Below are 14198 nucleotides of genomic sequence, written 5' to 3'. Positions count from 1 at the left end.
ATTCACACTGGATGCATTGGTGAACGTTGCCGCGCAACTGGGATACACCGTAAAACTGTCGCTGAAGAAAGTGGCCTGATGCATTGTCTCGCTGCCTCGGTCCAACTGGACGCGGGCGGCAAAGACTTCATCGAAAGCCTGGACCCCGACAGCCTGAAAGTGGTGACGGGGTTTGTGGAGCCGTCACTGGCCAGCGCGCAGGCGGATGACAAGTTTCAGTTTGAGCGGCATGGCTACTTTGTGGCGGATAGGGCGGATCACACGGCTGGGAGGCGGGTGTTTAACTACGCCGTGGGGTTGAAGGATAGTTGGGGGAAGCAAAAACTACATAAATTGCTGATAACCGTCATTTCAGGGAGTAGAAAATAAATGGCTAATCAGGTTCTATTGGATGCGTGTCGCGATCAATTTGCGAATGACAATGGATTTGCACATGTTGCGGCGGACGAGCAGTTTGAGTATTTCTGTGCACTGCAACTCACGAAACAATCCGAGACCACGTTTACGGAAATTGAAGATGCCATTACCGATGGCGGCAATGATGGTGGCATTGATTGTTTTTTGATTCTGGTAAACGATCAATGCGTAACGACAAAAGAGGATCTGGATGAGATAAAGGTCACATCGGCCTCCTCTGTACAAGTACTGGTAGTCCAGTCAAAAACCGCACCCAAGTTTAAAGAAGCCACATTCAATTCGTGGATTACAAGTTGGCCGGTAGTATGTGATTTAGGCAAGAGTGCTGATGACCTTCTAAAAGTGTTCAACAGTAGCCTTGTGGAAAAGGTCGAGCTATTCAGAGCCGTGTGGATCGAGTCGATAAAGAAACATGCTTCGTTATCAATTGACTTCTATTACTGCACGCGTGCTGAGACGTCAGAAGTAAATGGAGTAATTACGGCGAAGAAAAGTCAGTTTCTCGCCTTGACGCAAACTTTGGTCAAGAACTGTCCGATCACGGTGAACCTACTTAGCTCTGCCGAACTGATGGAGCTGTATCAACAGCAACCTATCCAAAGTCTAGAATTGATTTTTGAAATGGATCCGACTTCTATCAGCCTCACTAAAGAAAAGTACGGTTATGTCGGTGTCGTCAGGCTATGGCATTACCTCAATTTCATTTCTGATCCCGCTACTGGGCGAGTTCGTGAATCAATTTTTGAGTCAAACATTCGACACTTCCTTGGGGAAGTGGATGTCAATAAGAAAATCGGCGAAACTATTAGAGATGATAAGGACAGCGATTTTTGGTGGTTCAACAATGGCATCACAATAATCGCCGAAAAAGTAGCGCAATTGCCAAAAGCGCTTCACCTTGAGAACGTCGCTGTGATCAATGGCTTGCAGACTTCATTTTCAATTTTTGAACAACGTGACACCATCACAAAAGAAGACCCACGAACTGTTTTAGTGAAGGTCATTCGATCAACGGACAAGGCCGTCGTCGACAAAATAATTAATGCTTCTAACTTCCAGAATCCGGTTCAACCCGTTCTTCTACGTGCGACGGATCCGGTGCAGCGAGACATTGAGGACTACTGCCTGACGCAAGGGTATTTTTATGACCGGCGTAAGGGCTACTACAAGAATCAGGGCAAACCTGCGAACAGGATATTCACTATCCAAGATATGGCACAGGCTATTCGATCAATTTTGTTTTTTGATCCAGCAACCGCAAGACGAAACCCCACAACAATTATCAAAAGCGACGTTTCGTACAACGCAATTTTTGATCATAAAAAACCATTTGGTAGTTTCTTGAAGTCAGTGCTCATTGTTCAGAAAGTAAGAGCGTTTGTCTCCGCAAGCGTCCATCCTGAGGAACGTGGGTTGGCAAGGAATTTGAGCTTCCACATCGCTAGGATTGCAGCAGCTCAGTTGATTGGCTCAAAAGACTATGCGCATGCAGACATTGAATCCGTAGATATTGAACAATTGACCACAGAACGACTTCAAACAGCGTTTTCAACGGCGCATAGCATCCTCCTAAAGTATGCGAATGAAACTGGCGAGAACATCATCAACATAGTCAAATCTCAAAAGTTCTCGGAATACTTGACTGCCATGTTGTGAAGTCAATGCCCCGCCCCCAAACCATCCAAATCTTCCTCCCCGCCGGTGATCCGCGCGGCATGCGCGTGGCCGAGATCACGACGCGCATTGTTCGCGTGATCGAAGTGCCGCGCAGTCAACTGGCCGAGTTCGTCAAGACGCCTGAGGCGCTGCAGGTGGGCGTGTACTTTTTGATGGGCGAGCTGTCTGAAGCCGGCTTGCCGCGTGTGTACATCGGCCAGTCCGGCAGCGTCGGCAACCGGCTGGTGCAGCACAACCAGAACAAGGACTTCTGGAACCGGGCGCTGGTGGTGATCTCGTTGACCAACAGCATGACGCAAACGCACGCGCTGTTTTTAGAGTGGTTTGCCATTCAACAGGCCACCCAAGCCGGGCGCTACAGCCTGGAGAACGGCAACACCGGCGCGCGGCCCCACACGCCCGCGCCGCTGGAGGCGGATTGCCATGAGATTCACGAAACGGCGGCCACCCTGCTGGCGACATTGGGCCAGCCGATTTTTGAGCCGCTGACGAACGCGCCCACGGCACGGGGTGAGTTGGAACTGTTCTATTGCCGAGGCTCGGGCGCCGACGGTGTGGGCGAATACACGAGCGAAGGCTTTGTGGTGCTAAAAGGCTCACGCGGGCGCGTGGAGAATGTGGCGTCCATTCAGGGCACATCCAACGTGCGCATTCGCGAACAACTGCAGACCGACGGCGTCACGGCCTTGAACGATGGAATGCTAGTCTTCACCCGGGACCATCTGTTCCCAAGCCCCAGCATGGCCGCCATGGCGCTCATGGGTCGCTCGGCCAACGGCTGGGTGGAGTGGAAGAGCCCGCAGGGCAAGACACTGGATGAGTTGAAGCGGCAAACGGTGGCGCCGACCGCCTGACTTCCGCTATTTTTTTGGCAACTGCCTGCGCCCATCCCACGAGGGCTGTCGGCATAATTCGTTGATGCAACCCCAAGTCATTCTCGATTTTTGGTTTGAAGAGCTGACCCCCAATCAGCACTTCGTCAAAGACGCCGCGCTGGACGACGCCATCCGTGCCCGCTTTGGCGACACGCTGGAGGCCGCTGCACGGTGTGAGCTGTTTGCGTGGCGCACTACTCCCCAAGGACGTTTCGCAGAGATATTGGTGCTGGACCAGTTCTCGCGCAACGTCTACCGCGACACGCCGCGCGCCTTTGCGCAGGACGCGCTGGCGCTGGTGCTGGCGCAAGAGCTTGTGGCCAGCGGGCAGGACCGCAGCCTGCCGCTGGCGCAGCGCACGTTTGCCTACATGCCCTACATGCACAGCGAATCCGCGCTGGTGCATACGCAGGCGGTAGCGCTGTTTACGCAGCTGGGCATACAGGACAACCTGAACTTCGAGCTGCGCCACAAGGCCATCATCGACCGCTTTGGCCGCTACCCCCACCGCAACGCGATTCTGGGTCGGACCTCCAGCGCAGAAGAGCTGGCGTTCCTGAGCGAGCCGGGGTCTTCGTTCTAGTTTCCGCCTTGTAATTGCTACGCTTTTAGTAGCTGCTTGCGCATATTCCACGTGGGCCAGAGGCGAATCTAACCAAAACTTCCAGGCCCTGGCCGCTCCAGCATTCTTGCCCCGCACATGCCCGTGCGTCTGAACCGAATCGGCCCGCGCCAACCGCTTTACGATAGCGTCTATCTTCAACCGCTGTCGTCCACATGGTCACATCACCTTCCACCCCCTGCCCATCGTGCCGTACTGCCATGCAGATGCACGCATTGCCCGGCAACCACGGCAAAGCCGTCGAGCTGGACCTGTGCTTCCAATGCCAGGGCATGTGGATTGACCCGCAAGAGAACTTGAAGCTGTTGCCCGCAGCGGTGGCCGATCTGTTCAGGCTGTTGCATGAACAACGGGGGGCGGCCCACCAGCCGTTGGCAGCAAAGATGCAATGCCCGCGCTGTACCGGCGCCTTGACGCAGGGCTTTGACGTGGTGCGCAGCGGGCGTTACATCACCTACCGGTGCGCACAAGGCCACGGGCGCTTCAGCGCGTTTTCGTCGTTCATGATTGAAAAGGGGTTTGTGCGTTTGCTGACCCAACCCGAGATTGACGACATTGCCAAGCGGGTGACCGTGATCCATTGCAGCAGTTGCGGTGCGCCGGTGGACCTTAGAAAAGACCACGCCTGCCCGCACTGCCGCTCTGCCCTGTCGTTGCTGGACCCCAAGGCGGTAGAGAAAGCCCTGCAAGGCTATGCCCATGCCGTCAAGTCCACAACGGTCAGCGCCCATGCGCCGGATGTCGCCGACGCGCTGGTCATGCTGGAGCGCGACCGCCAGCACGCGCTACGCGAGCAAAAAGCCCAACGCAACAATCTCTTTACCAGCGACGCGTCAGCCGACATAGACCTGTGGTCAATAGGCCTTGCCCTGGTCGCCAGCGTGCTGAACTAACCCCAACGCGGCCCCAATCCAGAGGGCTTGAATTGCTACGCTTTTTATAGCTGCATGCGCTTATTCCACGGGGGCTAGAGGCATAAAACGTATAAACAATGGCGCATACCACCAGAACCTTTGCACCGTGGCCAGCAACTCAATACGACAAAAACCCCATTTAGGGTATGATAAACCCCATTATGGGTATTCCAACCGAACACGAGAAAGCAACCAGCCTCGCGGACGCCCTCTTTCCCAAAGGGCGGCAGCGCGTGCTGGCGGTGTTGTTCGGCAACCCGGGCCGCAGTTTTTACGCCAACGAGGTGATTGCGCTGGCGCAGTCGGGCACCGGCGCCGTGCAGCGTGAACTGGCGGCACTGTCTGAGGCGGGTTTGCTCACGGTCACCAAACAAGGCAATCAAAAGCACTACCAGGCCAATGCCAGCGCACCCGTGTTTGCGGAGCTGCGCGGGCTGGTGCTCAAGACCATGGGGCTGGCCGACGTACTGCGGTTGGCCTTGGCACCGCTGGCGCCGCAAATTGACATGGCGTTTGTTTACGGCTCTGTGGCCAAGCAGCAGGACACGGCCCACAGCGACATTGACGTGATGATCGTGAGCGCGGGCCTGGGTTATGCCGACGTATTCGGCGCACTTGAGGGCGCAGCCACCACGCTGGGCCGCAAGGTCAACCCCACGCTGTACACGCCGGCTGAAATAGCCAAGCGCATCAGCCAGGACAACGCGTTTGTCACTCGCGTGCTGCAGCAACCCAAAATATGGCTCATAGGAAATGAGGAGCAACTCCATGTCCAACCCACTTGACAACCTGTGCGGCCCGGGCAAACAGCTGCAAAAAGAAGCACCAGACGCAAACGAACTTGCAGGCTTGCTACGCAGCGGTACTGCGCGGCTCAAAGACGCGCGCAACGCAACGCTGGCGCTTGAAAGCCAGTTTGACCTGGCCTACAACGCGGCACACTCTTTGAGCCTGGCGGCACTGCGCCGCATGGGCTATCGCCCCGGCAATCGGTACATCGTGTTTCAGGTGCTGCCGCACACGCTGGGTTTGGGGCCCGAGGTTTGGCGGGTACTGGACAAGTGTCACAACACACGCAACCTCGGCGAGTACGAAGGCTTGCTCGATGTGGATGAACGCCTGGTCAAAGACTTGATCGCTGCCACGCAAGCCGTTGCTGATGCGCTAGGCAAATGAAGTGATCTTCAACCCCTTTGGTAGGTCGTCGTTCATTGTTTTCTTCCCTGCAAACGCACGTATTTCTTCACTTCTTCAACTCTGGCGCAAATCCAATCAGGATGTCGCACGCACCTTGAACGGCCCTGCGCATGTTGAGCGCACGCTGCTGGCTGGCTGACACGGCGCCAAATCGGGTTTCACAATAGATCTGAACCGCGTACCCGAGCCATTTATTGGCCAGCGGGGCAATGCCGGCGGCAGCCAGCCAGTGCTCACGCACCGACTGGCCCGGGCTTCTCTTGTGGCCCTGAATGTGCAGACACCATTTCATGGCCTGAGCGGACACACGCATGGACTGCGCCGGGAATTGCGCAGCCAACAGCCATGAACACCCCAGTGCAATGCCCAGGCCAATGCGATATCTGCGACGCCAGAGAAAGTAGCCCGCCAACAATGCAACCAGAACCCACAGCCAGTTCACTCTGAAGAGGAAACTCTCAGACTGTTCTTGAGTCAGCTCCCCCTCGGCCGGCGCGCTCTCCGATTCTGCCGACCGCCCCGTCAGCATCCCGAGAAGTGATTGCGCCGAATTGAGCAACTTCTCCATCAAGCTGCGCTGCCATTGCGGAATGAAACGGTCCGCGGTGGCCTGGCGCATGCTCTTGAGCATGGCGCCCCACTTTTGCGCCCACTCGCCTGGCTGCGGTGCGCTCCCCTGCCCTGCGCCTGTTCCCGATCCCGATCCCGATGAACCACTGTTGCCCTTGGCTTGTCTGCCACTGCCCTCACCCGCGGGCTGTTGAAAGAGGCCCGGCGTATCGGTGCCAGGAGGCAGAAAGCCAAAACCAAGAATCGGCGGCCGTGGCGCAAAGAAGAACAGCACCACCGTCAGCAAAAACGACACCCCAACAAATCCCAAGGTCATCGCCATCTTGGTCCAGCGGGACAGGCGCACACCGGCCGCATGTTCCCAGGCCAGGGCGAGTCCGCCAAATACCCAGGCCGGGCCCAGATAGAACCACAAGGTCCAGTCTGCATTGCCATGCGTGCCGACCATGAAGCTCACGACAAAAATGACGGTGAGGGTCAGATAGAAATCGCGCCGTGTTCTGAGAATCGCCGCGCGGGCCCCGATGACGATCATCAGGGTCAAGCAAGTCCATCGAAGCAGGTTGTAGATGGCAAGGCCCGGGAACACGGCAAGAACGAAACCCAGCAAACCGAGCACGACCCACTGGGTCTGCCCGGACGCCGCAGGCTTGCCTGCATGCAGGGTGCCGGCACCAAACCCCAGCACGGCCCAGGTGAGCCACAAGAAGCCCTCCAGGCCAAATGAGCTGAAACGCCGGTCGAGGTAAGAAAATCCCAGCGCGACAAAGAAGTAGCTCATGCCGGTCAGCGCGACCACGGCCCGGCTGTTCAGTGGGGGCGCCGGGTCAACCGGCACGGGTACGGTCCGCGTCGTCGTCATGGGGCCTCCATGAAGGTGGCAAAACCAGCTTGCTCAAGCGCCCGCTGCAGCGTGCGCGCCTGTGCCATGTCCGGGGATGCGGCCCGGCGCCCAAGGGCGATGCAGACCATGACCCTGCAGCCTTGTGAAGCGAGCCCGGACAATGACACGACAAGCTCATCCGCGGGGCAGGAGCCGCTCACCACCACGGCAACCTGCTCGCCCGCTGCCGTCTCGCCGGCAACCCGGGCGATGGCCGGAAAGAGCCCGGCCCCCGAGGGCACTGCCTCGGCCAGTGCGCGGTGGATGGCGGCGCGCTCTCGCAACGGCGCTGCATTCGGCTCCAGGTACACAAACAATTGCACCCCGTTGCCGAGCGCCGCATCACAGACACCTGCAGCCAGGCGAATAGTCTGTTCACCCGCACTGTCGGGGTCTCCCAGCGATGGCTCGCGCGGCACCTCCACAACCACACGCAGCCGGACGGAACCACTTTGCTGGAAATGCTGAATCACCAGCTCGCCCGCGCGGGCGGACGCACGCCAGCTCACCCGGCCAACAGATTCACCGTGTTGATAAGGGCGCAGCATGCCCAGCTCAAACGACTGGCCCATCCTGCGCGTTGTCAGCTCGCCCAAGGGGTCCTCGGCGACATCCCAGGGCAGCGGCCAGCGCACAGGCTGCGCGTGGGGCAGAACGCGCAGGTGAATCTGGGGTCGTGACATGGTGTGATGGGCGCGGACCAGACCCAGCGGGAACCCGCTTGAAAGCCGCACGGCAATCAGTTCGTAGTGACCCCGGCAGGGAAACTGAACCAGGCGGCCCAGGTCTGGCGTGCGACCGGCCCGAATGACGGGCACCGTCTGGCTCAACACAATGCGGTGTGAGACCCACTCCCACTCGGTCTCAATGGCCACCATGAACGCGGGCCAGGGTGCCTTGCGCTCGACAAGTATGTTCAGGTTGCAGCCGGTGCCCTCCATGAATTCCATGTCCCCGGCGGATTCCAGGCGCACCGTCATGGATCGCAGTGAAAGCCAGGGCAGGACGAAGCCCAGGAGACTCACCACCGCGAGGAACAGAAACATCCCATACACCATGGGGTCCTGACGGTTGAGTGCTGCGATCAGCAGTACCCCGCACAAACCGAGCAGAACCCGGGACTTGGACAGCCAGCGTTCCATCCCTGAGCCTACTGCGGCGTGCGCTGAGACAGCAGGATATCCTGAATCAGTGCGGCGGCGGGTTTTGGCTGGGCACCCTGGGTCTGAACGATGATCCGATGCGCCAGCACCGGCACGGCAACCTCCCGCACAACCGCGGGGTCAACATAGGAGAGCCCGCGAATGCAGCTCAGCGCACGCGCCATGCGGGCAAGGCCCAGGGTACCGCGTGGGCTGGCACCGAACCGGATGGCCGGATGCTTTCGCGTTGCCGCCACGATGGACGCCATGAAGCCCGCCACCTCGGGCGTGATGATGACCTCGCGCGCACCAGCCACCAATCGCGCGAACTGGCCCGATTCGCAAACCGAATGCAAACGGCTGATCGGGTGGGAGAACTGCTGCGTGGTTATCAGGCCGGCTTCGGTCGCCGCGTCCGGGTAGCCCAGGGACAGGCGAATGAGAAAGCGGTCAAGCTGCGCCTCGGGCAGCGGGTAGGTGCCGGCCATGTCGATGGGGTTTTGCGTGGCCAGTACGGCAAACGGCGCCGGCAACGGAATGGTCTGGCCGTCGAGCGTGATCTGCCCTTCTTCCATGCATTCCAGCAGGGCCGACTGGGCCCTGGGGTTGGCGCGGTTGATCTCATCGGCCAGCACAATGTTTGCAAACACCGGCCCTGGGCGCAGGACAAAACTTCCGTCTTTGGGGTTGTAGACCGGCCCGCCCACGATGTCCGAGGGCATCAGGTCAGCGGTGAACTGGATACGCTTGAATGACAGGCCAACTGAAACCGCCAGGGCACGCGCCAGCATGGTTTTACCCAGGCCAGGAACGTCTTCGATCAGCAAATGGCCCCCGGCAACAATCGCCGCCAGAGCGAGCTCAACCTGTTGGTGTTTGCCCTCCAGAACTTGTTCCACGTTTTGCACGATCGCTTGCGCGAGGTGCGCCGAGTCTTTCACGGACCAGGCGGGCACTTGTGATTGGCTCAATTGTCTGTCTCCCTTGTTTTGGGGAATTCTAGTGGTCGGGAGACCGTCATCTCAGGTTATGAAACCTGCTGGCTGACGACCGTTGCACGGCTGCAACGTCTTCGCCTGAAGCGGTAGTGGCCAGGCTTCTGGAGCGCACACCGGCCAAAGCAATTCCAAACCACGCACACAAAACGCCTGTGCTGTGTAGGATGGCACCCGTTGCACCGCGAAAGGTCCGTCATGTCCACCTACATGCTCCTGATCATCGAGCCACCGGCCCAGCGCGCCACTCGCACCGAAGCGCAGGGCCGTGAGGTGTACGCCCGAATGCAAAATTTCGGCGAAGGCCTGCGCAAGCAAGGCAAACTGCTGGCGGTGGAGTCGCTGGCCTCGCAAGCCAGCGCGGTGCGGGTGAGTCTGTCGGACGGCCACAGCCGTGTGCTGGACGGACCCTTTTCCGAAGCCAAGGAAATGGTGGGCGGTTTTTTCCTGATCGAATGCGCCACCAAAAGCGAGGCGGTAGCCATCGCCCAGCAATGTCCGGCGGCCGAATGGGCCACGGTCGAGGTGCGCTCACTCGCGCCCTGTTTCGACGAGAGCCGGGCTTGATCTGACCACTAGGGTTTGCACCTAGACGGGTGCTGTCGAAAACGCCCAAGCTGTTTCGTCGTACCCACAGAAGCCACTGAAACGGCTTCACGCGAGGCACGGCAAACCCGCCGCCGCCCGAGTCAACCGTTGAGGAGACGTCTATGACCACCACCACCGTCCCCATGTGTGCCGTCGTGCATTTTGAAATGCCCTACAAGGACCGCGAGCGCGCAGCGCGCTTTTATGCCGCCACCTTCGGCTGGACCCACCAGATGCTCGGCCCCGAGATGGGCGACTACCTGCTGGTCAGCACTGCACCACCCGGCGCTCGCCCACCGATGCCGCCAGAAGCGGCGCTGGGCGCGATCAACGGCGGCCTGTTCCCCTTCAAGCCAGACTGGCCGATGCAGCACCCGTCGGTGGTGATCGGCGTCGAAGACATCCGCGCGGCCATGCAGCGCGTCAAGGCGGCGGGCGGTGAGGTGATGGGCGAACCCATGGCGATTCCTGGCGTGGGCGAATACGTGTCCTTTGTGGACACCGAAGGCAACCGCAACAGCATGATCGAGCCAGACATGGCGCCGCCGGCCTGCAAGACCTGAGCCACAAGGAGAAGCGCCATGCGATTCATGATCATCGTCAAGTCCTGCCCCGCCTTCGAGGCCGAGCTCTCACCAGCGGCGCCCGAGGAACTGATGGCCGAGATGGCTGCCTACCACGAGGAACTGATGCGCGCCGGCGTGCTGCTTGACGGCAGCGGCCTGCACCCCAGCCGCACCGGCTGGCGCGTGCACTATGGCCCCGAGGGCAAACGCATCGTGGACGGTCCGTTTGCTGAAGCCAAGGAACTCATCGCCGGTTACACCCTGATCCAGGTGCGCAACCGCGAAGAAGCGCTGGAATGGAGCCGGCGTTTTCCCAACCCGGCCGGGCATGGCATGGAGGCGGTGATCGAGCTGCGCCAGCTCATCGAACTCGACGAGTTTCCGCCCAGCCAGGCGCTGGACAAGTTCAAGCAGATGGAGACCAACCAGAAAGCCTGATCACCCCGCACGCAACCTATCAACCAACCAGGAGAACGTATCGTGTTCCAACAGATCTTCGTCAACTTGGCCATCAAAGACATGGCCCGTTCACAGGCCTTCTTCAAGGCCTTGGGCCTCACGTTTAACCAGCGCTTCACCAACGCCCAGGGTGCCTGCCTGGAAATTGGTGAAAATTTCTACGCGATGCTGCTGGTCGAACCCTTCTTTCAGGGCTTCACCAAAAAGCCCATCAGCGATGCCCACAAGGCCACCGAAGTCATTCTGGCGCTGTCGGTTGGCAGCCGTGCCGAGGCTGAAGAAGTGGTGCGCAAGGCCGTGGCCGCCGGTGCCACCACGCCAAATGCGCCGCAGGACCACGGTTTCATGTACCAGCACGGCTTTGCCGACCTGGACGGCCACCAGTGGGAGGTGTTCTGGATGGACGAAGCGGCAGCGCCCGCGCAGATGTAAAAGCGGCGCGTGCATTCCGCCGTCCACGACACCATTGCCGCCGTTTGGCGCATCGAGTCAGCGCACATCGTCGCTGCCGTGGCGCGGCGTGTGCGCGACCTCGGCGTGGCCGAAGAACTGGCGCAGGACGCGCTGGTAGCCGCGCTGGAACACTGGCCCCGGGACGGCGTGCCGAACAACCCCGGTGCCTGGCTCATGACCACGGCGAAAAACCGCGCGCTGGACTGGCTGCGCCACCGCCAGATGGCCCACGCGCGGCATGGCGATATCGCCAGCGGCCTCGAAGCGATGGAGGCCCATGTGGTGCCCGACTTCACCGACGCGCTGGACACGGCCCGCGAGCACGCGGCCATCGGCGACGACCTGCTGCGCCTGATCTTCACCGCCTGCCACCCGGTGCTTGTCCGCGACGCGCGGGTGGCGCTGACGCTCAAACTGCTCGGCGGCCTCACCACGCACGAAATCGCGCGCGCCTATCTGGTGCCCGAGAGCACCATCGCGCAGCGCATCGTGCGCGCCAAACGCTCGCTGGCCGACGCGAACGTGCCTTTCGAGGTGCCGCGCGGCGAGCAACTGACCGCACGTCTGGGCTCGGTGCTCGAGGTGGTCTACCTGGTGTTCAACGAGGGTTACACCGCCACCAGCGGCTGCGACTGGATGCGCCCTGAACTCTCCTTTGAGGCCCTGCGCCTGGGCCGCATGTTGGCCGAACTGGTGCCGCAGCAGGCCGAGGCGCATGGCCTGGTCGCCTTGATGGAAATACAGGCCTCGCGCACGGCGGCACGCACCGACGCGCAAGGCAACCCGGTGCTGCTCAATCAGCAGAACCGCGCGCGCTGGGATCAGCTGTTGATCCGCCGTGGCCTGGCCGCGCTGGATCGCGCCCAAAGTCTGGGGCAATCACCGGGTAGTTACCAGCTTCAAGCCACTATTGCCGCCTGCCATGCCCGCGCGCCGACCGCCGAAGACACCGACTGGGCGCGCATCGCCGCGCTCTACGCCAGGCTCTCGCGTGTGGCACCCTCACCCGTGGTTGAGCTCAACCGCGCGGTGGCCGTGTCCATGCACGAAGGCCCAGTTGCAGCTCTTGCCATTGTCGAAACCTTGCTGCAAGACAAGACTTTTCAGCGCTATCACCTGCTGCATGCGGTGCACGGTGATCTGCTGCATAAACTGGGACAGCGGGATGAAGCACGGGCAGCGCTGTGCCGGGCTGCGGCGCTGGCGGGGAACGAAAAAGAGCGTGCCTTGCTGGTGCAGCGGGCACAGGAGCAGGACGGGTCAGTTGCTGCCATTGGGCAGCGCGACTGGCATGCAAAGCCCGTCCACCATGGTGATACTGCGCCTTCTGTTCGGAAGGACCCCATGGTGACTGTGGAGTTTGCGGCCAGCCTGCGCCGCCATGTGGCGTGTGCACCGCAAAACGTGGCGGCGGGCAGCCTGCGTGTCGTGCTTGAGGCGGCCCTGGCGGCGGCCCCCGAGCTGAGGCATTACGTGTTGGATGACCAGGACAACATCCGCAAGCATGTGGCCGTGTTTGTCAACAAAACCCTGGTGCTGGACCGCCAGAACCTCACCCAAGCGCTGGCCAGCGGCGACAGGGTGCTGGTGATTCAAGCCCTGACTGGCGGCTAGCCTTTGATCAATCAAACAGCAAAAACCCAAGGAGATCGAACATGCGAACCTTACTCGTAGCCAGCCGAAAAGGCCTGTTTGTGGTACGTGGCCAGGGCACGCTGTGGGAGATCACCGGCCACCACTTTGCGGGCGACCCGGTGTCTCAGGTGATGGTGGACCCACGCAACGGCCACTGGTATGCCGCGCTGCGCCTGGGGCACTTTGGCGTGAAGTTGCGCAAAAGCACCGACCAGGGTGCCCACTGGGCAGAGGTGACTTCGCCCGCTTTCCCACCCAAGCCGCAGATTGGCCCGCTGGCCGCAGACCCCACACCATGGAATGTGGAAATGATCTGGAGCCTGGCCGCGGGCAGCACAGATCAGCCCGACACGTTGTGGGCGGGTTGTATGCCCGCGGGCTTGTTCAAGTCAGAAGACGCTGGCCAAAGCTGGGCGCTGAACACCGCGCTGTGGGAAAACCCCAAACGCCTGGACTGGCTTGGCGGGGGCAATGACTTTCCCGGCATGCACTCGGTGCTGGTGGACCCGCGCAATCCAGATCACATCACGGTGGCCGTGTCCTGCGGTGGTGTCTGGCAAACCACAGACGGCGGCCAGTCCTGGCTGCTGACTGCCGACGGCATGAAGGCCGACTACCTGCCCCCCGACATCGAACAAGACCCCAACGCCCAGGACCCGCACCGCATGGTGCAGTGTGCAGCGCAACCCGATGTGTTGTGGGTGCAGCACCACTGCGGGTTGTACCGCTCCACCAACGCCGGTCACTTCTGGGCGGGCATTCCCGCGCCCGCGCCATCCGGCTTTGGTTTTGCTGTGGCCTGTGACCCGCTGGACCCGCTGCGGGCCTGGTTTGTGCCGGCACAAGCCGACACGCACCGCTATGCGGTGGACGGCAAGATGGTGGTGAACCGCACCGATGACGGCGGCACCACCTTCAAGACCTTTAGCCGTGGGCTGCCGCAGGCCCATGCCTACCACCTGGTCTACCGCCACTGCCTGGAGCTGGCACCTGACCGCAACACCCTGGCCATGTCGTCCACCACCGGCGGCCTGTGGATCAGCCCCGATGCGGGCGAGCAGTGGCATTGCGTCTCACGCGACCTGCCGCCGGTGGCAGCCCTGGGCTGGTTGCAGCAAGGCTGAAGCCAAGCACCATGTGGCACCAGCAACGTGTCTTGTTTTGCTATATTTTCAATAGCTTCTTGTGCACATTCCGCCTGGGCT

The 14198-nt window shown here is 60.5% G+C and carries 15 protein-coding genes and 2 pseudogenes; 14 read left to right on the top strand and 3 right to left on the bottom strand.

What is annotated here, in order from left to right:
• From Q7T10_RS11990 to Q7T10_RS11960, 7 genes and pseudogenes are all read left to right on the top strand, one after another.
• Positions 1-369, top strand: a pseudogene (locus Q7T10_RS11990) (hypothetical protein); the annotation flags it as partial.
• Positions 370-2073: an AIPR family protein gene (locus tag Q7T10_RS11985; protein WP_304748453.1), complete on the top strand. Its 1704-nt coding sequence runs from the start codon at positions 370-372 to the stop codon at positions 2071-2073.
• Positions 2074-2078: 5 nt separating this feature from the next.
• The gene (locus tag Q7T10_RS11980; protein ID WP_304748451.1) at positions 2079-2948 is read left to right on the top strand and encodes a GIY-YIG nuclease family protein; all 870 of its coding nucleotides are present in this window, start codon (positions 2079-2081) and stop codon (positions 2946-2948) included.
• 64 nt (positions 2949-3012) lie between these two features.
• Positions 3013-3552 carry a DUF924 family protein gene (locus Q7T10_RS11975; protein ID WP_304748450.1) on the top strand — a complete coding sequence of 180 codons (540 nt, stop codon included), beginning with the start codon at positions 3013-3015 and terminating at the stop codon, positions 3550-3552.
• Positions 3553-3746: 194 nt separating this feature from the next.
• Positions 3747-4484, top strand: coding sequence for a zf-TFIIB domain-containing protein (locus Q7T10_RS11970; RefSeq protein ID WP_304748448.1), 738 nt, complete (start codon positions 3747-3749; stop codon positions 4482-4484).
• 182 nt (positions 4485-4666) lie between these two features.
• Positions 4667-5290 carry a transcriptional regulator gene (locus tag Q7T10_RS11965; protein ID WP_304748446.1) on the top strand — a complete coding sequence of 208 codons (624 nt, stop codon included), beginning with the start codon at positions 4667-4669 and terminating at the stop codon, positions 5288-5290.
• Positions 5274-5681, top strand: a complete 408-nt coding sequence (locus Q7T10_RS11960; RefSeq protein ID WP_304748445.1) for a hypothetical protein — start codon at positions 5274-5276, stop codon at positions 5679-5681. Before Q7T10_RS11965 ends, Q7T10_RS11960 begins: the two co-directional genes overlap by 17 nt.
• A gap of 67 nt (positions 5682-5748) precedes the next feature.
• Here the strand turns inward: Q7T10_RS11960 and Q7T10_RS11955 are convergent, their stop codons facing one another.
• From Q7T10_RS11955 to Q7T10_RS11945, 3 genes are read right to left on the bottom strand one after another with little or no spacing between them, the layout of a single operon-like run.
• Entirely contained in the window at positions 5749-7134 is a 1386-nt protein-coding gene (locus Q7T10_RS11955) for a DUF3488 domain-containing protein (protein WP_304748443.1), read from the bottom strand.
• The gene (locus tag Q7T10_RS11950) at positions 7131-8297 is read right to left on the bottom strand and encodes a DUF58 domain-containing protein (RefSeq protein WP_304748441.1); all 1167 of its coding nucleotides are present in this window, start codon (positions 8295-8297) and stop codon (positions 7131-7133) included. The genes Q7T10_RS11955 and Q7T10_RS11950 overlap by 4 nt, the downstream gene beginning before the upstream one ends.
• An 8-nt stretch (positions 8298-8305) precedes the next feature.
• Positions 8306-9268, bottom strand: a complete 963-nt coding sequence (locus Q7T10_RS11945) for a MoxR family ATPase (RefSeq protein ID WP_304748439.1) — start codon at positions 9266-9268, stop codon at positions 8306-8308.
• A 222-nt stretch (positions 9269-9490) separates the two neighbouring features.
• Between Q7T10_RS11945 and Q7T10_RS11940 the strand changes: the two genes are divergently transcribed.
• The 7 genes and pseudogenes from Q7T10_RS11940 to Q7T10_RS11910 all read left to right on the top strand — a co-directional run bounded on the left by Q7T10_RS11940 (position 9491) and on the right by Q7T10_RS11910 (position 14117).
• On the top strand, positions 9491-9859 hold the full coding sequence (locus Q7T10_RS11940; protein WP_304748437.1) for a YciI family protein: 369 nt from the start codon (positions 9491-9493) through the stop codon (positions 9857-9859).
• Positions 9860-10002: 143 nt separating this feature from the next.
• Positions 10003-10443, top strand: a complete 441-nt coding sequence (locus tag Q7T10_RS11935) for a VOC family protein (RefSeq protein WP_304748435.1) — start codon at positions 10003-10005, stop codon at positions 10441-10443.
• A gap of 18 nt (positions 10444-10461) precedes the next feature.
• Positions 10462-10884, top strand: coding sequence for a YciI family protein (locus Q7T10_RS11930; RefSeq protein WP_304748434.1), 423 nt, complete (start codon positions 10462-10464; stop codon positions 10882-10884).
• A 42-nt stretch (positions 10885-10926) separates the two neighbouring features.
• The gene (locus tag Q7T10_RS11925; RefSeq protein ID WP_304748433.1) at positions 10927-11337 is read left to right on the top strand and encodes a VOC family protein; all 411 of its coding nucleotides are present in this window, start codon (positions 10927-10929) and stop codon (positions 11335-11337) included.
• Positions 11338-11346: 9 nt separating this feature from the next.
• Positions 11347-12606: pseudogene (locus Q7T10_RS11920) on the top strand (RNA polymerase sigma factor); the annotation flags it as partial.
• Positions 12607-12702: 96 nt separating this feature from the next.
• Positions 12703-12972, top strand: a complete 270-nt coding sequence (locus Q7T10_RS11915) for a MoaD/ThiS family protein (protein ID WP_304748459.1) — start codon at positions 12703-12705, stop codon at positions 12970-12972.
• Between the two features lie 41 nt (positions 12973-13013).
• A complete protein-coding gene (locus Q7T10_RS11910) occupies positions 13014-14117 on the top strand; it encodes an exo-alpha-sialidase (RefSeq protein ID WP_304748431.1) in 1104 nt (367 codons plus the stop codon).
• Positions 14118-14198 lie beyond the last annotated feature (81 nt).

Source organism: Rhodoferax sp. (assembly GCF_030646845.1).
GTDB lineage: Bacteria > Pseudomonadota > Gammaproteobacteria > Burkholderiales > Burkholderiaceae_C > Rhodoferax.
This window is presented reverse-complemented; position numbering and strand designations above follow the sequence as displayed.

Coding starts and splice junctions, on each gene's coding strand:
- Q7T10_RS11910 (WP_304748431.1), top strand. CDS start 13,014: ATGCGAACCTTACTCGTAGCCAGCCGAAAAGGCCTGTTTGTGGTACGT.
- Q7T10_RS11950 (WP_304748441.1), bottom strand. CDS start 8,297: ATGGAACGCTGGCTGTCCAAGTCCCGGGTTCTGCTCGGTTTGTGCGGG.
- Q7T10_RS11930 (WP_304748434.1), top strand. CDS start 10,462: ATGCGATTCATGATCATCGTCAAGTCCTGCCCCGCCTTCGAGGCCGAG.
- Q7T10_RS11935 (WP_304748435.1), top strand. CDS start 10,003: ATGACCACCACCACCGTCCCCATGTGTGCCGTCGTGCATTTTGAAATG.
- Q7T10_RS11985 (WP_304748453.1), top strand. CDS start 370: ATGGCTAATCAGGTTCTATTGGATGCGTGTCGCGATCAATTTGCGAAT.
- Q7T10_RS11975 (WP_304748450.1), top strand. CDS start 3,013: ATGCAACCCCAAGTCATTCTCGATTTTTGGTTTGAAGAGCTGACCCCC.
- Q7T10_RS11940 (WP_304748437.1), top strand. CDS start 9,491: ATGTCCACCTACATGCTCCTGATCATCGAGCCACCGGCCCAGCGCGCC.
- Q7T10_RS11915 (WP_304748459.1), top strand. CDS start 12,703: ATGGTGACTGTGGAGTTTGCGGCCAGCCTGCGCCGCCATGTGGCGTGT.
- Q7T10_RS11980 (WP_304748451.1), top strand. CDS start 2,079: ATGCCCCGCCCCCAAACCATCCAAATCTTCCTCCCCGCCGGTGATCCG.
- Q7T10_RS11955 (WP_304748443.1), bottom strand. CDS start 7,134: ATGACGACGACGCGGACCGTACCCGTGCCGGTTGACCCGGCGCCCCCA.
- Q7T10_RS11970 (WP_304748448.1), top strand. CDS start 3,747: ATGGTCACATCACCTTCCACCCCCTGCCCATCGTGCCGTACTGCCATG.
- Q7T10_RS11965 (WP_304748446.1), top strand. CDS start 4,667: ATGGGTATTCCAACCGAACACGAGAAAGCAACCAGCCTCGCGGACGCC.
- Q7T10_RS11960 (WP_304748445.1), top strand. CDS start 5,274: ATGTCCAACCCACTTGACAACCTGTGCGGCCCGGGCAAACAGCTGCAA.